Consider the following 17,984-nt stretch of genomic DNA (forward strand, 5'->3'; position numbering starts at 1 on the left):
CTACGTTCTCCTGTATGCCTGTTATGCTGCACTTTCGACGTCCACCGCGAGCAGCGGRCGTACCCGTGGCTGCGCGAGCACTGACGTGAACTCACGTGCCCGAGCATCCCCGGTGTGTCCGCCGAGGACCAGCGAACAAGCCTGTCTGGCCATGTYCAGCCTGGCGCGGTCCGACTGTCCCAGAAGGATTTCCGTCACATCTTCCGCGCTCGCGGCCGTCCRGATTGCCGAGGCTGGAAAGAAGTTTTCCAGGCCCGGCCAGCGGTCGCTGATGATCGGCGTTCTGCACGCTGCGGCTTCGAAAAGCCGCACGCTGGGAGACCATCCGGCTGCGATCATCGAAGTGCGTGTCAGGTTCAGCGTGTAACGTTGCTTGCTATAGAAGGCGGCATGATCGGCGGGTGGCAGGTGCTCGATCCGCTCGACGTTGGAAGGCCAGGCGATCTCGGAGGGGTACTGCGAACCGGCAACCACGAACTTTCGCTGCGGCAGCCTGCGCGCCGGTTCGACCAGCAGCGCTTCCAACATCGGCTRCCGGTCAGTGCTATAGGTGCCGAGATAGCCCAGATCCCATTCGATCTTGCTTCCGATCCGATGGTGCCGCTCKGGGTCAACCGAACAATAGAGCGGCTCTGCCCGGCGCGCTCCGAATTCGAGCTTCAGGCGTTCAAGGGTCGGCCCTCCCGTGAAGGAGAAATAGACGTCGAAATAGGGGATCTGCCGACGCGCGAGGTAGTCGCAGCTGTCTTCCGCGACCCTTGCCAGCGTCACCGGAGTGTCGATGTCGTAGAAGCAGAATTGCCCGGTGCACAAGGACGCGAGATCGTCGATGATCGCTTTGCCTTCAGGTACGAACGAACCAATGACCACGACATCGGCAAGCCGAAGGTCTCGCTCATGGTTGCGGCGGAGTTCGCCGACCGTCTCGTAATAGCGCAAGTCGCAGAAATCGGGGTCGCGCAGATCGCGGTGACRCGCATACCAGGGCACGTCGCGCTCGAGGAATGTGACGCGATGCCCGAGCTTGTTGAGCGCTCTCAACAGCCCCCGAAAGGTCGTCGCGTGGCCGTTGCCCCAGGAGGAGGACAACGACAGACCGAGGAAAACGATGTCGAGCGGCTTCGTCATTCCGCGGCCTCCACGGTCCGGCGCTCGAAATGCGCCTTGAAGATGGCGTCAACCAGTTCAGCCCTCAATGTGTAGGTATGTTCGGCAAGAACGCGTCGAAGCGCCGCCTTGCCGATTCTCTTCGCGCGCCCAGGCGTAAGCGTGCGCATGATCTCGACAACGTCGGCGCCGTCCCGAGCCACCAGGATTTCCTCGCCAGGCGTCAGGAACAGCTCGATGCCGGCCCAGGCATCCGTGATAATGCATGCGCCGGCGCCGGCTGCTTCAAMCACCCGCGTTGCCGGCGAAAACCCGTTGCTGGCCATGCTGTCGCGGCTGATGTTCAGCACCGCTTTCGGCGTGACATTGAACGCGTTGTGGTCCCGCGTGCCGACATGGCCGAGCCAGGAGACATTCGCCGGCATTGGCTTGTCGCCCCAGCCTGACCCGCCGAGCAGGAACTTCTGGTCCTCCAGGGCACTGGCGGGCTTGAGGAAGAAGGCCTCCACGCGCGCCTCGCGGTCCGGCAGGCGGTTGCCGAGAAAAGCGAGATCGCAGGYGAAGCGGGGATCGCGGGCGACGGGGAAATGCGTCTCGGGGTCGAGCGCGTTGTAGATCGGCACGCATTCGGCCGCGCCAAGCGCCCGGTAATCCCATACGACGGGATCGCCGCCGCCATAGGTCARCACCAGGGCGATCCTCTTGAGCTCCTCGTGGAGAGGATGGTCGGGATGGTTGCGCAACTCGCTGAGCGTCGCCGGGGCGTCGACGTCCCAGAACACCGTCAGCGCGTCGCTGCGGGAGTGGTCTAGCACGGCGCGCAACAGGGCCTCGTCTTCGAAGCCGACACCGCTCGCCTTGACGACGATATCGGCCTCAGCGGCGCGGGACGCGACCTGCATCAGCGCATCCGGCGTCGCCTCATAGACGACGACGTCGCACCAGTCGGGAATGTCGATGTCGCGATGGTTCTGGCGGTCGAAGGCATCCGGCTCATAAAAGACGATGTCGTAGCCATGCCGGGAAAGCGCTTTCAGCAGCCCCCGATAATAGGTGGCGGCGCCGTTCCAGTAGGATGACAACAGGCTGGATCCGTAAAAGGCGATCTTCATGCGGCAGCCTCCTTTGCTGTCGTGCTGTCGACCGCAGCGCGATTGCCGCACGCGGCGAGTATGTCGAACAGTTCGTCCACGCGGTGCCGGCACGTGTGCCGCGCGAGAATGGTTTCCAGYCCGGCCGCCGCCAACGCCTGCGCAAATCCGGCATCGTGCAGCACATCGCACAGATGTTGCCGCATCTCGGCGCCGTCGCGGGCAAAGAGGAAATCCTGGCCGGGACGGAACAGCCCTTCGACGTCCGGCCAGGGTGCCGAGATCAAAGGAATGCCGCAGGCCAACGCCTCGAACATGCGGATCGTCGGAATGCCGGGCAGGTGTTCGCGGTAAGGCCGGCGCGGAATGTGCACCGTCACACGATGCTGCGCGAAGGTTTTCGGGACATCGGCATTGGCGAGCCAACCCTGGTATTTGAGGCCAGCGTCGGCCAGTGCCGCCCGCGCTCGTGCCGGATAGCGTACGCCGTGGACGGTTCCCGAAAGGCCAAGCTCACGTGCCGGCTCGACGAGGAACTCCTGGATTTCGGCGCTACGCTCGTCATCGCCCCAGTTGCCGACCCACACCAGATCCAGGAAGGGATCGACGTCGGGGAACGGCTTGAACAGCCGATCGTCGGCTGCCTCATGCCAGGTGAAGGCCCGTTTGCCCCATCCGGCGCGCAGATAGCTCTCTCGCAATGCCTGGCCGAACAGCAAGACGCCGTCATAATGCTCAAGGTTCAATGCCGAAATCCACTGCGTGGCCGATACGGCGCGATGATGCGTGTCGTGGAACAGCAGCGTGAAATTGCCGCCGTTGAGTTTGGCCCGGCCGATACGGGCGACAAGATCCGGATCGGTCCACTCATGGACGACCACCACATCCGCGTCCGCGATCCAGGCCTCATGATCGAAGGATGCGTCGTAGGTCACCGGTATCAGCTCGGGAAAATCCTTCCGGAAACGTTCGACTGCGAAAGGACCTWTCTCGACCAGCAGGTTCGATCGGCTCCATCCGTCCGCGGGCTCGAGCGCGAATGCGTGGTGTCCTCTCGCGATGAGTTCGCGCATGATGCCGCGCTGGAAATGCGCGTTGCCATGGTTCCAGTCGGAAACGACGGAATGGGTGTAGAACACGAACCGCATGGTCAGCGCTCCGCGACGGCCATCGCCGCCCGATCGTAGATTTCGCGCATCKCCGCTGCCTGCGCCTGCAGCGAAAGTTTACGCGCGCGCCGGGCGGCGCGCCGGCCGAATTGGCGGCGCAGGTCGGCGTCGCCGGCGAGGCGGGAGATGCATTGGGCAAGGGCGCGAGGATCGTGCATGTCGAAGAACATGGCCGCGCCGTCCCAGATCTCGCGATAGGTCGCGATGTCGGCGAGCACCAAGGGCGCACCCGAGAGCGCAGCCTCCAAAGCGGCAAGTCCGAAAGGCTCGTAGATGGAGGGCGAAACGAAAATGCTGGCCCGCGCCATCAGCCGCCGCGCCTCGGCGTGGCCGACCGGGCCAAGCGTGACGCAATGATCGAGGCAAGTCCGCTGTCCATCACCACTGTCGAGCGGGCCGGCGGCGTAAATCGGCCATTCGGTGATCGCGGCGGCGGCATCGAGCACCTTGGCGTTCTTGCCCTCGTCCCACCAACGGGCGGCGGCGAAAGCGAACGATTCGCGGCGCGACTCCGGTGGGCCAGGCAGGGCGCCGTTGTGGATGACGCTCAGTCGCGAGATCGCTCCATAGCAGGACTCAAGCATGGCGGCGTGRCTGCGGCTGGGTGCGACGACTACCCCGGCGCGGTCGAATCCAGCCCGGTTGCGATCCTTCTGCCACGCCCAGTCGCCCGCCACGACCTGGCCGCGTACAGCATGCAGCCACGTCACGACGCAGGAATGCGAGACCACCACGAGAGGGCAGGGCAGATCGATCCTTGCCGCCTGAGCCGGTGCGTTGAGATGAACAAGATCCGCGGCGAAGGCTGTTGCGATGGCCTGCATTTCTTCGGGAAACCGATCGAGAGCGCTCTCGTCGCGCGTCATCCAGTCCGGCGGGGTTTCAAGCCACGCGAGCGATGCGAAGGATTGCGCTTCCCGGACCTGTTCCGCCGAAGGCCGGGGTCCCAGGCCGGCCAGCATGACGGTGTCGCCGCCGGCAACGAGCTCGCGCGCCAGATCGAGCGAATAGCGCCAAACCCCGCCGACGGCGTCGGTGGTCATCAGGATACGCCTTGGGCGATGGATCAGCGATTGCAGCATGAGGACTCCAACTCGGCCAATGCGCGCGGACGCTGGTCCTGGATGTCGCTGAATGTTCGAAACGAGGCGAGGTAATGCTCATGCGCGCGCTCCCACGCGAAATCGTYGGGCTCGCCCCATAGCTCGCGGTAACTGGGCGAGCTTGGATAGGGGTAGAGCGGCACCGGTTCGTTGGCCCAGACGCCGTTGTCGATAAGATGCTTGCGCCAATAATCCACCAGCGCCGGGTCGTCCTCGACCACGCCGATCAGATTGGCTTGGACGAAGGGAACGTGACGCCGGGCATCGACCAGCAGCGCGGCCAGTTCCTCCGTGTCCAGCCGGCAGCGCTTGGCCAGCATCTCGCGGCCTTCGACGGTCAGGCTTTCGAGGCCTGCTTCGATCGAGACACAGCCGGCCTCGCCCAGCAACTCGAGCAGCTCCGGTTTCCAAAGATCGATGCGGGTCTGGACACCGAATTGGACGTCGCGGCTGATCAACGCCTCGAGCAGCGCCTTCTGCGGCAGGAAAATCTCGTCGATGAAATAAACGTAGCCAACGCCMTGCGCGATCAAGCAGTCAATCTCGGCAATGACGGCGTCATGGTTCCTGCGCCGGTATGCATCGCGAAAATCGATCTTGGCGCAGAAGCTGCAATTATATGGACAGCCCCTGGATGCCTCCACTTCCGCGCCGAAGCCCTTCTGGTTTGTATCGAACCGATGATGATGATGCGCATGGGCAGCAATCCAATCGGACGGCCAATGGAGGGCCGGGTGGTCTACAAAGCGGCTGACCGCGACGCCACCGTTGCTGACCGGCGCGTCGCCGTCCAACCACGCCGTGTTGGGGACGGCGGTCCAGTCGTCGCACCCAGCGAGTTCGGCCACCACTTCCTCGCATTCGCCTCGCACGACGATGTCGGCGCCAAGCTTGCGCAGGGTGGGGGCAGGGGTTGCCGAGCCGTGCGGCCCGACGGCGACGGTGCGGCCGCCGCGTCCGGCGAGATGCTGCAGGAACTCTGCCGGCACCCGCAACTCCGGAGGCGCGCAGCGCCAGAACAGGTAAGTCGGCGCCGTGGTCACGACAGTCATGTTCGCCCCGAACGCGGCCACTCGCTCCGCGAGTGTGGCGTTGTCGAGGTCCTGCAGCTGTCCATCCAGCATCAGCACCTCGTGGCGGTTGGCTTCCAGCAGCGCTTTGCAGTAGCCAAGCTCCAGCGGCAGATGCGGCTGCCGGCATCCGAAATAGATGCTGTGCTCGTATGTCCAGTGCGGGTTGACCAGTGCGACCTTCATGCGACATACCTCGCGGTTTCGGGGCGGGGCTGTAGACGGTGCCGCAGCAGCCATTCAGCGAGATCGCAGACGCCCTCGCGCCACGGGACGCGCGCCCGCCAGCCCAACGCGGCCTCTATCTTGCGGGTGTCTGCGACGAAGAAGGGTTGGTCACCGGTCCGCTGCAGATSGTGGCGGAGCGTGATGTTGCGGCCTGTCATGGCGGCGATCTCCGACAGCAGCGCGCGCAGGCTGACGGCGTTGTGCGGTCCGCCGCCGAGGTTGAAGGCTTGGCCCTTGAGGTCTTCGATCCTGCCAAGCAAGCCGCGATAGGCGGCAACCGCGTCGGACACATGYAGGATGTCGCGCACCTGCTTGCCGTCGCCRTAGATCGTGATCGGTCGGCCGTCGAGCGCGCTGAGYAGGAAATGCGCGACCCAGCCCTGATCCTCGGTACCGAACTGGCGCGGGCCGTAGATGCAGCTCATGCGCAGCACCGCCGTCGGCAGGCCGTAGGACTTGGTGTAGTCGAGGACATATTGGTCCGCAGCGCCCTTCGAACAGCCATAGGGCGTGCAGAAATCGAGGCCGATCGTCTCGGCCACGCCATTGGCGCGGATGGCTTCGTCATCCGGCTCGTATCGATCGTCGGCTTCTCGCACCGCGATCTGGGGCAAGCTGCCATAGACCTTATTGGTGCTGGCGAAGATTACCGGGACGCCCGTGCGGCGCGCCGCTTCGAGCACGTTGAACGTGCCTTTGAGATTGATGTCGAGGTCTTGCGCGGGATCGACCAGGCTCGTGGTCACGGCGGTCTGGGCGGCCAGATGGAAGATCGCCTTGGCCGGCGCCAGGGCCGAGGCCAGGCTGCTCCCGTCGCGTATGTCAACGGTTTCCACGCTGAGCCGGCTGCCGTGCTTTTGCGCCAGCCACTCGAGGTTCTGCTCGACGCCGGAACGGCTGAAATTGTCGATGACCAGCACCGGCTCGCCGTCCGACAGCAGACTGTCGGCCAGATTGGAGCCTATGAAGCCACTGCCGCCGATGACAACCACCGGCGCCTTGCGAGGATTGCGATCCCGTTGGCTCATGACACCAACCCTCGCTCTTCAAGCTCGCGCTTCATGTCGGCGCCGCGGTCGATGGCGACGCTGTTGCGAACCCAGGCCGCGAATTCGCCAAGCGAATCCTCCAGCCGGCGGCTCGGCTCGAAGCCGAGCAGCTCGCGCGCCTTGCCGATATCGGCGAAGCAGTTGCGGATATCGCCGGAGCGCGCCTTGCCGAGAATTTCGGGTGGCCGCTTCGGAACGCCCATTGCCTCGGCGAGCAGGCGGGCGACCTCGCTGATCGTGTAGGACCGTCCGCTGCCGATGTTGATGGCGTGGCCAGCTGCCTGGCGTTGCTCCAATGCCAGTCGGAAGGCCCGGGCGACGTCCTGCACATGGACGAAGTCGCGCTTTTGCTTGCCGTCCTCAAAGACCATCGGCCGCTTGCCGTTGGCAAGACGCGAGGCGAAGTTGGCGAGCACGCCCGTGTAGGGGTTGGCGAGCGCCTGTCCGGCGCCGAAGACGTTGAACAGGCGCAAGGCCACCGCATCCGCATCATAGGCCTGGCCGAAGATCAGCACCGCCCTCTCCTGCGCATATTTGGTCAGCGCATAGATCGAGGCGAGGTCAGGCCGCTTCTCCTCGTCGGTTGGAATCGGCGACAGGCTTTCGCCCGCAGCAGACAACGGGTCCCACTGGCCGTTCCTGATATCGCTCGGCTTGCGGCGGGCGTCGTCAATGCGCCGCCCGTCCGGTGTCTCATAGAGGCCCTCGCCGTAGATGCTCATCGAGGACGCGACGACAATCCGTTCGACCGGTTGCTTGATCAATGCCTGGAGCAGGGTCGCGGTRCCGAGATCATTGGTGCCGACGTAGCGGGCGATCTCGTACATGGATTGGCCGACGCCGACCTCGGCAGYGAGATGGATGACGGCGTCGATACCCGAAACGGCTTCTGCCACTGCTCCCGGGTCGCGCACATCGCCCTTTGTCAGCTCGGCGCCACCCGGGATGCTGATGGCCTCGCTGCCATGGACCTGATCCAGAAGCACGTCCAGGATACGCACTTCATAGCCATGTTCTATGAGCTCCTGGGCGACATGCCGGCCGATGAAACCGCAGCCCCCCGTAACCAGTACACGTTTCACGAGAACTCCTTGCGGATTTGGCGTTGGGTTCCCGAACTGCGGGACAAAAGGTTTGTTCCCTGCTTCAACAAAGCTCCTCCCGCAATGCGCGTGACAATCCGTGGTCGGACTGCCGATCGGTTGGAACATTGCCCTTTGCGCGCTGTTAGGACCGCGTCGGTCCCGCTGCGAGAAAGGAAAAGCCATGTCCGAGGCGAAGACGACCACCAATCACGACGAAATCCGTAAATGGGTGGAGGAAAGGGATGGCCATCCCGCCGTGGTCCGCACCAAAGGCAAGGGTGGCATCCTGCGCATCGATTTCGGCGAGCCGGAAGAAGCGCTCGAGCCGATCGAGTGGGATGAGTTCTTCAGGATCTTCGACGAGAACGATCTGGCTTTCCTTCACCAGGACAAGGCCGGCAGCGGAGGAGAAAGCCGTTTCAACAAATTCGTCGAGCGCGGCCGCAAGACTTGAGCTCTTGCCGGCATCGATGTCCGTTGCATTAAGAGCGATCGAGGTTGCGCGACCTCACAGGCCTGTGGGTTGCCCCAAACTGCGCGCTGATATTTCCTTGCGAAACTTTGAGGCRCTGGCCAGAGCGGCCGCTATGGCGCGGAACCATTTTCAGGATCCGGCCGTTCCGACGTCAGGTTCGGAGCGATAGCATGGGCACTTTTTCGGATCTGGATAAAAAGCTCACTGAAAACATCTACGATCACGGAAGCCGTTTGACCGATCCAAGCGCGGATCTGCCACGGCGGGTCGTGGAGACAGTCGGCCTCCTTATGCCGTTCATTCAGCCGGAGGCGCGTGAGGCGGTGAGGCTGCAAATCCTGGGCATCATCCACGAACACATATTTGATGAGATCGAGACCGGGCCTGGAGATCCAGCGGCCGGGGACTGAGAGTTTCCGTTTCGTAACTCTCGATCATTTCAGTCCGCCGTGCGCATGCCTGGTCCGGCGTAATGYCAAGCGCCCGCCTGAAGCTCGWCGTTCTCTGTTGCGCAGGGAACATCTGAGTCCTTCCCCGGGTTCAGTACGCAGGCAATGACTTCAATGCAGAACGGACGCTCCGAGTTCGAACGATCATCGCCGGCTCCTGTGGAAACGGCCGAGCCCATCTTGCAAACCGTTGAGAGCCGGCAAGCAGCACGATTGCGCGCGGTGACATTCTTCACAGGCGGTCTTTTCGTCCTGGCAATCCTTGCCGCCTTCTTCGYCGCGGGCGCCATCGTGCTTCCGCTCGTTCWCGCCGTCTTTCTCAAGTTGCTCCTGCAGCCCGCAGTCAGCCTGCTGGAACGCCTCTTTGTGCCCAGGGGCTTGGCAGYGATCTTGCCGATCGTACTGGTGGTCGGAATCTTGGTCCGCCTGGTGGCAGCCTTGCCAGGGTGCAGCAGCACCGAGCGGAGCCAGGCGTTAGCTGATATCCGTCATTTTCCGTTTCTTCATTGGCGGTGGCTTGGGTCCGGTCGCGCGAGGAGGCGGTTCGGCAGGAGAGGGCGTCTTTGTCGCCGGCGTCGCGGCCAGACGCTGCTCGCGCAGCCGAGCGGTCTTCGCCTGGCGCGTCAGTCGCTCCGCTTCCATCAACGCGCGCGCCGCGGCCGATGTCCGTTCGTGCCTGTCCTTGTCGATCTTTCGCGCGGTCACCATGCGTTGTTTCAGAAACGGTTGGAGGGACATCCAGCTTGTCCGCCGTTGTTCCGAACGGCAGGACGCGAAACGATCGATATTTCTACTCTTTGCCGCCGTGCAGCTTCTGGTCCTTTGCTTCGCGCAGCAGCCGCACGATCGCATCGACCGGAGAGGGATCCGCCGTCGGTTGGATTTTCCGCCGCCACAGACGGCGAAGGAGCTTTTTCAATGTTGGCATCAAAAATCACCCTCTGAGCTGTTGAATGCAAGACGGATATTTCAGCCGTGGCGCCACGTCGTTTGAGGAGACGACGGCAAAGGAGTTACCCGAGCAGCGCGGCAAGCAGGATCGCGGCGGCCGCGAGGACTACGGCCGCCGCGATCACCAAAACCGGCCCCTTTCTGCCGGGATGAAGACCGGACGCATTCTCCGGGCGCCGCATTGCATTGGCGAAACTCGCCTGGTTGGTGAATTTCGCTTCATGTCGCGTCGCAGGCCGCGCCGGATTGGCGGCGTCGCCAGCCTCGGCATCCGTTTCCAGGGGCGCGGCCGCCGGATCGAACCCGGGCGTCTTGTCTTCAGTCCTGCCGGCCTGGATTTGACCGCGATCCTCGGCAGGTGTCCGCTTGCTCGGCGAGATCATTCGATAGCTCCTTCGCAACCAAACTTCTGTTCGGCCCTGCTGTTCCAATAAGGCTGCCGGAGGTGGAGAAGAATGCCGCCATGACATGGCGCGGATTTTGGGCAGGGCGCCCACATCGCGGAAGACGAGCCTGATTGGACCCGGAACCTTTCCGATTGGGCCAGCTTTAATCTTCACCGATGCGAAGACGACGAGGCGGCAATGCAGGTTCTCGAAACTGAAATACATGCCGGACCGGAAGGTACGGTGGTCGAGTTTCTTGGCGACGGCGGCGAAAAGATTGCCGTCACAATGGCGACATCGGATCCGCGACTGACGCTTGATAAGGCCGCTCTCGTCGGCTGCGCCAAAGAGATGATGGCCCAGTGTGCGGCCTTCGGCAACACGGAGCGGGTATCCGGGCAGAGCGGCTATCGCGACCTCGGTGGGCCGTCGATCAAGTCGCAGGGTCTGTTCACATTCGAGTATCGCGACAACAACAGTGTGCGCCAACTCCAGGGGGTGGAACTGGCGAGCCTCGAGGCCGCGCATGGCGAGGCGCTGCGGTCGGCCATCGATCTGTTGGACGACACGCCCGAAGGCGGGCAGGAGGGCTGGGCCGTGCGGGTCCGCGACGGAAGCGGCAAGATCGTGTCGTCGGTCGACTTCGATGAGGCAAGGCGTGAAAAGGCGGCGGCGGAATGAGGACCGAGCTGCATAGCCGAAGAAAGGATAAACGATGCTTCCCTTCCTCTCGCTAGACGCGATGGCAGCTGCCAGAGGCGATGGGCTGCATCCAAAGCTTGCCCGTCTGCTCAGGACACGGCTCGCATCGGCTGGATCTGGAGTGGTTGTGCTCCGCCAAACCCGGAATGGCGCCCCGATCCAGGCCGGTCCTAATCCGATTGGCAACATCGACGGAGAGCTGCAAGCGGGTGTGCTCCGGTTTCCCACCCGGCAAAGTCTCAAAGCTCGACGCCGGAAGAATTAGACAAGCGTCAGCGGTCCTCAGCTCCGCCGAGGTCAGCCCTTTGCCTTCCGTCTCTGTGGAACTAGGGATCAGTCTTTTGTTTAGGCCGCAAGAAGCAATGAACGTTAAGGAAGCCGATATGAGGGCGCCCTTGGCGCTGGTCGTGGAGGACGAGTATCTGATCGCTTCGGACATGGCGAATGGATTGATGGACAGCGGGTTCGACGTCGCCTGCGTGGCCTCCGAACGAGCAGCCGAAACATGGCTGGCCGACCACAGGCCGGATTTGGCCATCATCGATATACAGCTGCTGGACGGCCAGCGCGGCATTGCCGCCGGCCGCCTTAAAGCGCTGAATGTGCCTTTTATCGTCCATTCGGGCTATGACCCTGAATTTCAGGCGCCCGCCTTTCACGACGCGCCGTATCTGCCGAAGCCGGCCGCGATCCAGGATCTGATCAAGCTTGCAAATCGAATGATCGAGAGTCGAGCTCGAGCCTGAGATTCAGTCGAATCTTCGAGCACGTCCTTGGTCCGACACGCCGCCGCTTCTCGCGACGGCGCCGCTCAATGCGCGGAATTCGGTCTTCCTACGGAACATTCGGGACGGCGGTCAGTTCAGTGCAGTGCAGGCTCCGCTGCTGGATGTCTGCCGAAGATCGGTGGGCAACACTGATCGGCCCGCGCTTTGGTCCCTCGGGCGCGGGCCCGCCGACCTMTCGCTATGACGAACCGGTCACGGAGGGATGGACGGGAGCTTGTCATGAAACACCAAACGCTCGACCAATTGCACGCAGTCGCTGATATCAATCCGTTGGTGCCGCTCGCCACGCGGACTGAAAAGATTGAGAGGTGGGCAGAACTGCTCGACAGCAATCCGTTGCGCTGTCTCGCTGCTCTCACCGGCACCGAATATCTTTATCCAGGGATGCGCGAAGAAGCACGGGCGGCAGGCTCCCCGCTCACGGTTGCCTTTGAGGACCCGCTGCTCAGGGCATCGGGCTTGCGATCCGATACATACGGAGAGGCCAGACGTTTCTTTGAGCTGTCCGATTGGCAGTTGCATGAAGTCGTCTGCAGCTGCCATGCCGGCGCAACCATGCAGGCAGGTTGGGCGGCGCAGCGCGTTCGCAGGATCATCACCGGCAATCGTCTACTTGGCTGGCTGAGAAGTCGCTTCACGCACTGACTGAGCGCGAGCCGTCGGCGGCACCTGGGCTCATTCGGCACCCATTGCGGGGCAAAGTTCGGCCCCGGCGGTGTTTTGYGCGAATGTGAGTTGGCATGAGGGATTTCATGGAGGACGTAGCAGCACGGACAGATCAGAGCTGGGGCACGGCTCGATGCTGAGCGATCCAATGGTGCTGATACTGATGTACTTCGTGTTGCCCGTCTGGTTGATCGCCGGCTTCGYCGATTGGCTCTGTCACCGCGCCACGCACATCGAAGCGACGACCGGCGCGAAGGAATCGCTGATCCATCTCCTGATGTTCGTCGAGGTAGGCATTCCTTTGCTCGCGGCGATGTTCTTGGAGATTAATGCCCTGATCATCGCCGTGATGATGATCGTCTTCGTCCTCCACGAGGCCACCGCCATATGGGACGTGCGTTACGCAACGACCGCGCGCACCGTAACTCCCATCGAACAGCACGTTCACAGCTTTCTGGAGATGATCCCGCTGATGGGCCTTGTCAGCGTGGTTTCATTGCACTGGGGCCAGTTCCTGGCACTGTTCGGGTTTGGGCCAGAGAAGGCTCGGTTTGACCTTGCCTGGAAGGAGCAGCAGCTGCCCGTGGGGTACATCGCAACGGTGATGACCGTGATTCTGCTGTTCGAACTCTTGCCTTATGTGGAAGAGTTTTTCAGAGGCCTGCGAGCCAATTCCGGCCGACTGGTCCCTCCCAAGGCCAGGCGAAACAAGGCAGGTGACACGGCAACGCGCTGAGGATGCCGCCGGTCCATTCGCGGAACGTTGCCAGCGTTCGCGGCAGCATCATCCCTCGGCCTCCATCATCGTCTTGGCCGGCTCCCGCGCGACGTTCTCCTCGATCCGCTCGCGCCCGGGGGTATCCGGCAGCGCCTTGCGGAAGTTCTTGGCATAATCGGGCGGCATCTTCGGCGGCATCATCGGCTCGTAGGCATCGACGAGCGCCTGGATGACGACCGGCCCATCGGCAGCGAAGGCTTGGTCGAGAACGCGCTCGACCTCGTCGGCCCGCTCGATGCTGAAACCTTTGCCGCCCATCGCCTCGGCCGCTTTGGCAAAATCGATCGGCTGCAATTCGCAGCCGAATTGCGGATTGCCGAGAAACATCATTTGCTCCCAGGCGATCTGGTTCAGCATGTTGTTCTTGATGACCAACAGCTTCAGCGGAATGCCGTAGCGCACGGCTGTCGAGAACTCACCGAGTTGCATGGCAAATCCGCCATCCCCCACAATTGCAGCGATCGGCCGGYCGGGAAACGCAATGCCGGCGGCTATCGCATAGCTCAGACCGCAGGCCATGGACGCAAGCGCGCCGGAGACACCGAACTCCTGCCCCTCGCGCAGGTCGACATGGCGTGCGGYAAGTTCCGTATTCTGCCCGGAGTCGGTAGCCAATATCGTGTTGTCGGCAAGCCGTTCGCCGAATGCGCGGGCGATCAGTTGTGGCTTGAGAGGATGCCCTTCGCCATCCTCTGACTGGCGCATCATCTCTCGCCACTCCTGCATGGCGGTTCGAGCCGCGGCGAGGAAGGCGCCGTCGGCCTTCGGCTTCAGCCTGYGGTTAAGTGCATGAAGCGTTTCCGCTGCATCGCCAACCAGCCCGRCTTCGACGGGGAACCGCAAACCGATACGCTGCGCGTCGCAATCTATCTGAACGCCGCGCGCCTGCCCCGGCTTCGGATAATATTCGATGTAGGGAAATGTCGAGCCGACAATGAGAACGGCGTCGCAGGTTTCCATTGCTTCCTGCGACGGCAAGGTCCCCAGGATGCCTATGCCGCCGGTAGTATAGGGATGGTCGTCTGGGAGTACCGCTTTACCTAGTAGCGCCTTGATGACCGGTGCCTGCAGCAGTCCTGCGGTTTCCTCCAGCTCGGCCGCGGCACCCATAGCGCCGCGGCCCGCCAGAATGGCCACGCGCTTGGCGCCGTTCAGGATGGCTGCCGCCTTGTCCAGTTCCTCGTCCTCGGCGACGCAATGGGGAACGAACATGTCTTGTGGCGTATGCGCCGGACGGTTGCGCTTTGAACGCTTGGCCGCGTCGGAAGGCTGCTCCTGGATGTCGCTGGCGATCGAAAGATGGGCGACGCCCTTGCGAGCGAGCGCGGTACGGCAGGCAAGGCTTGCGACGTTCTCCATATGCGCCGCGTCCGACACCTGCACGTTGTAGACGGCGACGTCGTTGAAGACACGGGTCAGGTCGACATCCTGCTGCGTGAATGTCTCGATGAGATCGTGGAACTGCATCCCGGTAATTGCGAGCACGGGAGCCTGATCGAGCTTGGCGTCGTAGAGCCCGGTCAGAAGGTGGGCACCGCCGGGGCCGGACGTGGCAAGGCATACGCCAAGCTTTCCGGTCCATTTGGCGTAGGCGCAGGCCATGAATGCAGCGGATTCCTCATGGCGCACTTGGACGAATGAAATTCTGTCCTGCTTTTTCCGCAGCGCCTCCATGATGCCGTTGATGCCGTCGCCGGGCAGGCCGAATATGACCTCGACGTTCCAGTCAATCAGAGTATCGACGAGAATTTCCGCTGCATTTGGCATGGGAAGGCTCCGCTGAATGCCCCCGAACCAGCAGATCAGCAGTTGGTTCCGTTAATGGTGCAATGCTGCGATCGGCGCTCTCGAGCCGCGACAGGCTCGCTTGAGCCTTGTCGTGGCCCGTTGGTGCCTGCAGCAAACGCCTTTGGCGGGACGCGGGAACGAGTGAGCCGGATATGGATTGAGTTTTATCCGCTGACGAGAGCGGCAGGAACAGAGATTCAGAGCCGAAAGGGGTTCATCATGAGCGAGCCGCTGAAAACCATAAACCACGAGGTGATCCGGGCGTGGATAGAAGCCCGCCAAGGCAGACCTGCGGTCGCGCGGACCGCGGCGAAGGGCGCGATGCTGCGTGTGGACTTCGGTGACCAGGAAGACGATCTGGAACCCATCGAATGGCAAGAGTTCTTCACCATATTGGACGACAACGGACTTGCCTTCGTGCATCAGGACATAACCGCGGAAGGCGTACCCAGCCGTTTCAACAAATTCGTCGAACGCGGTTGAGCGCGCCACCAGACGATCAAGCGAACGCACTCGATCGCCTGACACTCATTGGTTGCCTGGCATTTTGTTGCTGTCTTGCGGGCTCTTCTTTATGCCGGCCGCCGGGGACGTATCCTGCGGTGCGTTGCCACCCTGGTTCTGCTCGGGCGTTCGCTTGAGCGGGGCCGTGGRCCAACCTCGCTCGACGTAGATGAACGCCCCGTAGCACGCCAGCAGGACCACAACTGTCAGGATCAGGGGCCACAGCACTCGTTTCACGCCAACCCCTATTTGCTCTGCTGACGGTAATCTCTGGCCGCCTGGTCAAATCCCGTCCAGCCGTCAGCTTCGTATTCGCTCCGCCGTTCGGCGACATCCACGGACCTGGAGTCGTGAAGGATCGCTTGCGCCTGCGGGGCGAGCTCATCGTCGACGCGAGCGGTGACCAGCGTGCCGCCGCGGCGGAGGCCTTCAGCATAGACCTGGGCATCACGCTCCGAGACATCGGCGCCATCCGTCAGGCTGCCGATGATGCCGCCGGCCGCTCCACCGACGACCGCGCCGGCGACCGCGCCCGCGGCAGTCGCCGCGAGCCAGCCAGCCGCCACGACCGGACCGACGCCGGGTATTGCCATGGCGCCGAGACCAGTTGCCAAGCCACCGGCGCCGCCCACGACAGCGCCGATGCCAGCTCCACTGGCTGCATCTTCGGCCGCGGGGGAATGCCGGCCATCGGCGTTGCTTGCGACGATGCTGAGATCGGATGTCGGCACACCCATGGACTCGAGTTCGCCAACGGCATCGGCGGCATCGTCATAGTCGTCGAACAGCGCGGTGATCGTTTGCATTTTTTGCTCCTGTGATGATTACTGCTGACCGGCAAAGACGTTGCCCTGATAGTCGAGCGCGACGGAGATGCTCTCGCCATCCTTCTTCGCCTGACCGCGCCAGATCCCCTGGCCGTCCTTGGCGAGCGACGAGATGTCGCTATAACCGGCGTCTTGGATGCGGTTTTTTGCCTGAGACTCGGTGAAGCTGTTGGCGCCCGGAACCGGTGCGGGCGGTTTGGGTGTCGATGCCGACTTGACCGCCGGCATGCCTGCGTTCGCCGCCGCGATCTTGTCGATCATGTCCTGATGCATCTTCAGTGTCGGCAGGGTCTCAGCGGCGAACGCCTTTAGGCTGGGATTGTCGCCCTCCTTGGCATAGGACTGGAACAGATTGACTGCATCGGCATGCGCGCTGCGCTGCATCTCGACGTAAGGCTGGTCAAATCCTGTCGTGGTGTTCTGCAGCTTTTCAATGTCGCTTTTTTGCGTGGCATCGAGTTGAGCCGGCACTTGCAACTTCTGCTCGGCGGCGAGCTTTTTCAGCTTTTCATTCGCCGCGCTGTGATCGGCAATCATCTTTCCCGCAAAATCCTTGACCTGCTGCTCCTTCGCTCTTTCCTGCGCAAGCTTGCTCGAATCCACCTCGAACATCCCGCCGGCAGCGGCCTTGTTGACAAAGGTTTGCGCGTTCTCGGCGGCAGCTGCCGGAAGAGCCAGCGACACGATCGCCCAAGCCAGCGGTGCAAGAAGTGTCCGCGCTTTCATGATTCAAGCTCCTCTCTCGATGGACTGGAGCCGAACAACCGTTTCACGGCTTTGTTCCAATGGCAGCCGCTCGATTTCGGGCATCGGCTGTAGGGAGGAAGCGACGGCGCCGGCGTCGGCCGAGCCGCCGCATGGAACAAAGATGGCGGCGCACTATTCGACCTCAAATGTTCGAGACATTTGGATGGCTAGCGAGCAAGGCGAGCCTGATCTCCGCGTTTGCCAGCATAGGCATGCTCGTGATCTGGTCCGTCTATCTGCACGTTTTCTGGCGAAGTCACCGGCGACGAAGAACGCCCAAGCTCTTGATTAACTGGGGCGAGGGGCGGGAGCTATCGGCGCGATGCTTCGTAACCAACATGAGCGAAGGCGCAGTCTTTATTCAAAGCGTCATCGTCGATCTGGGAACGCCGCTCGGCCGCCATCGTATATTCATCTCAGACGCCGAAGATCTCAAGAATTCCAAGCGACCGTCTGGCTGGAAATACATGACGCGACAGGGCCCGCTTGGCGCCGGAAAAATCATCGATATGGGAAGCTTCTCCGGCATTCTGGGCTACGCGCTCCATGAAAGGACCGGCGACGTCAACCAGACCATCGGCGACGCGGACTTGAGCCGGAACATCCACCAGTTCGAAATTACGATCATTGGAATGTACGGTTCGGAGGATACTTTGATTGGAGCGTCACGCCGGTTTGAGATCGTCCAGCACCGCGGCCGGGCATGCTTGCGATCCGCGACCGTGGAGACACATCAAATAGTCTCATCCCGAGAGCGAAGACAGCTGGCCAGGGAACTTGCAGAGCACCTGTGAGTGGCAGGGCGGTAGCGAACCGGTTCGAACGACGATTCCGGCCGACGGAACGGGGTGCATGGCTGGACGTTACATCAGCACGATCCGGGAACCGAAGTGTCGAGCCGACCGCGCTTTGCAGCTCTTCCGACCCACGCACGACGCACTGATGCCTGTCTATCACCAGCCCTTCGCGCAACAGGTCGAGACCGTCGAGATGGAGACGGTTCTCTCTGCCTGGACCTGAA

The 17,984-nt window shown here is 62.5% G+C and carries 20 protein-coding genes and 1 pseudogene; 9 read left to right on the top strand and 12 right to left on the bottom strand.

The window, feature by feature from the left end:
- Positions 1-21 precede the first annotated feature (21 nt).
- The 7 genes from LCM4576_RS13550 to LCM4576_RS13580 are packed head-to-tail and all read right to left on the bottom strand — an operon-like array spanning position 22 to position 7,899.
- Positions 22-1,128 carry a glycosyltransferase gene (locus LCM4576_RS13550; protein ID WP_071032543.1) on the bottom strand — a complete coding sequence of 369 codons (1,107 nt, stop codon included), beginning with the start codon at positions 1,126-1,128 and terminating at the stop codon, positions 22-24.
- The gene (locus LCM4576_RS13555) at positions 1,125-2,219 is read right to left on the bottom strand and encodes a glycosyltransferase (protein WP_071032544.1); all 1,095 of its coding nucleotides are present in this window, start codon (positions 2,217-2,219) and stop codon (positions 1,125-1,127) included. The genes LCM4576_RS13550 and LCM4576_RS13555 overlap by 4 nt, the downstream gene beginning before the upstream one ends.
- Entirely contained in the window at positions 2,216-3,346 is a 1,131-nt protein-coding gene (locus LCM4576_RS13560) for a glycosyltransferase (protein WP_071032545.1), read from the bottom strand. The genes LCM4576_RS13555 and LCM4576_RS13560 overlap by 4 nt, the downstream gene beginning before the upstream one ends.
- Before the next feature lie 2 nt (positions 3,347-3,348).
- On the bottom strand, positions 3,349-4,449 hold the full coding sequence (locus LCM4576_RS13565) for a glycosyltransferase family 4 protein (RefSeq protein ID WP_071032546.1): 1,101 nt from the start codon (positions 4,447-4,449) through the stop codon (positions 3,349-3,351).
- Positions 4,434-5,726 (bottom strand): TIGR04295 family B12-binding domain-containing radical SAM protein, encoded by a 1,293-nt coding sequence (locus LCM4576_RS13570; protein ID WP_071032547.1) that lies wholly within the window; start codon positions 5,724-5,726, stop codon positions 4,434-4,436. Before LCM4576_RS13570 ends, LCM4576_RS13565 begins: the two co-directional genes overlap by 16 nt.
- Complete coding sequence (locus LCM4576_RS13575) at positions 5,723-6,796, bottom strand: NAD-dependent epimerase/dehydratase family protein (RefSeq protein ID WP_071032548.1); 1,074 nt, start codon at positions 6,794-6,796, stop codon at positions 5,723-5,725. Before LCM4576_RS13575 ends, LCM4576_RS13570 begins: the two co-directional genes overlap by 4 nt.
- Entirely contained in the window at positions 6,793-7,899 is a 1,107-nt protein-coding gene (locus LCM4576_RS13580; protein WP_071032549.1) for an NAD(P)-dependent oxidoreductase, read from the bottom strand. Before LCM4576_RS13580 ends, LCM4576_RS13575 begins: the two co-directional genes overlap by 4 nt.
- Positions 7,900-8,083: 184 nt before the next feature.
- On the opposite strand from LCM4576_RS13580, the gene LCM4576_RS13585 reads away from it, so the two are divergent.
- Complete coding sequence (locus LCM4576_RS13585; protein WP_041004172.1) at positions 8,084-8,356, top strand: hypothetical protein; 273 nt, start codon at positions 8,084-8,086, stop codon at positions 8,354-8,356.
- Positions 8,357-8,547: 191 nt separating this feature from the next.
- The gene (locus tag LCM4576_RS13590) at positions 8,548-8,787 is read left to right on the top strand and encodes a hypothetical protein (protein WP_040990472.1); all 240 of its coding nucleotides are present in this window, start codon (positions 8,548-8,550) and stop codon (positions 8,785-8,787) included.
- Positions 8,788-9,616: 829 nt separating this feature from the next.
- On the opposite strand, the gene LCM4576_RS36510 is transcribed toward LCM4576_RS13590, so the two are convergent.
- Positions 9,617-9,754, bottom strand: coding sequence for a hypothetical protein (locus LCM4576_RS36510; RefSeq protein WP_157901213.1), 138 nt, complete (start codon positions 9,752-9,754; stop codon positions 9,617-9,619).
- Positions 9,755-9,839: 85 nt separating this feature from the next.
- The gene (locus LCM4576_RS37630) at positions 9,840-10,388 is read right to left on the bottom strand and encodes a hypothetical protein (protein ID WP_320411855.1); all 549 of its coding nucleotides are present in this window, start codon (positions 10,386-10,388) and stop codon (positions 9,840-9,842) included.
- On the opposite strand from LCM4576_RS37630, the gene LCM4576_RS13605 reads away from it, so the two are divergent.
- From LCM4576_RS13605 to LCM4576_RS13620, 4 genes are all read left to right on the top strand, one after another.
- Positions 10,362-10,844, top strand: coding sequence for a DUF6894 family protein (locus tag LCM4576_RS13605; protein ID WP_040990475.1), 483 nt, complete (start codon positions 10,362-10,364; stop codon positions 10,842-10,844). The two genes, LCM4576_RS37630 and LCM4576_RS13605, sit on opposite strands and share 27 nt — an antisense overlap.
- Positions 10,845-11,260: 416 nt before the next feature.
- Positions 11,261-11,611: a response regulator gene (locus LCM4576_RS36515; RefSeq protein WP_157900450.1), complete on the top strand. Its 351-nt coding sequence runs from the start codon at positions 11,261-11,263 to the stop codon at positions 11,609-11,611.
- 261 nt (positions 11,612-11,872) lie between these two features.
- The gene (locus LCM4576_RS13615; RefSeq protein WP_071033130.1) at positions 11,873-12,298 is read left to right on the top strand and encodes a hypothetical protein; all 426 of its coding nucleotides are present in this window, start codon (positions 11,873-11,875) and stop codon (positions 12,296-12,298) included.
- A gap of 154 nt (positions 12,299-12,452) precedes the next feature.
- Positions 12,453-13,055 carry a diguanylate cyclase gene (locus LCM4576_RS13620; RefSeq protein WP_071032550.1) on the top strand — a complete coding sequence of 201 codons (603 nt, stop codon included), beginning with the start codon at positions 12,453-12,455 and terminating at the stop codon, positions 13,053-13,055.
- Between the two features lie 48 nt (positions 13,056-13,103).
- Here LCM4576_RS13620 and LCM4576_RS13625 read toward each other — a convergent pair whose 3' ends face one another.
- Positions 13,104-14,864 (bottom strand): thiamine pyrophosphate-dependent enzyme, encoded by a 1,761-nt coding sequence (locus LCM4576_RS13625; RefSeq protein ID WP_071032551.1) that lies wholly within the window; start codon positions 14,862-14,864, stop codon positions 13,104-13,106.
- A 240-nt stretch (positions 14,865-15,104) separates the two neighbouring features.
- Here LCM4576_RS13625 and LCM4576_RS13630 point away from each other — a divergent pair, with 240 nt between their 5' ends.
- On the top strand, positions 15,105-15,368 hold the full coding sequence (locus tag LCM4576_RS13630) for a hypothetical protein (protein WP_040990480.1): 264 nt from the start codon (positions 15,105-15,107) through the stop codon (positions 15,366-15,368).
- A 266-nt stretch (positions 15,369-15,634) separates the two neighbouring features.
- On the opposite strand, the gene LCM4576_RS13640 is transcribed toward LCM4576_RS13630, so the two are convergent.
- Positions 15,635-16,195: a hypothetical protein gene (locus LCM4576_RS13640; protein WP_040990482.1), complete on the bottom strand. Its 561-nt coding sequence runs from the start codon at positions 16,193-16,195 to the stop codon at positions 15,635-15,637.
- 18 nt (positions 16,196-16,213) lie between these two features.
- Complete coding sequence (locus LCM4576_RS13645; protein WP_071032553.1) at positions 16,214-16,942, bottom strand: DUF4142 domain-containing protein; 729 nt, start codon at positions 16,940-16,942, stop codon at positions 16,214-16,216.
- 167 nt (positions 16,943-17,109) lie between these two features.
- Between LCM4576_RS13645 and LCM4576_RS13650 the strand changes: the two genes are divergently transcribed.
- Positions 17,110-17,757: a hypothetical protein gene (locus tag LCM4576_RS13650; protein WP_071032554.1), complete on the top strand. Its 648-nt coding sequence runs from the start codon at positions 17,110-17,112 to the stop codon at positions 17,755-17,757.
- Positions 17,758-17,867: 110 nt separating this feature from the next.
- Positions 17,868-17,983 (top strand): annotated as a pseudogene (locus tag LCM4576_RS35805) (cysteine hydrolase); the annotation flags it as partial.
- Between the last annotated feature and the right edge of the window lies 1 nt (position 17,984).

The organism is Mesorhizobium sp. LCM 4576 (assembly GCF_001854815.1).
GTDB classification, from domain to species: Bacteria; Pseudomonadota; Alphaproteobacteria; order Rhizobiales; family Rhizobiaceae; genus Mesorhizobium; species Mesorhizobium plurifarium.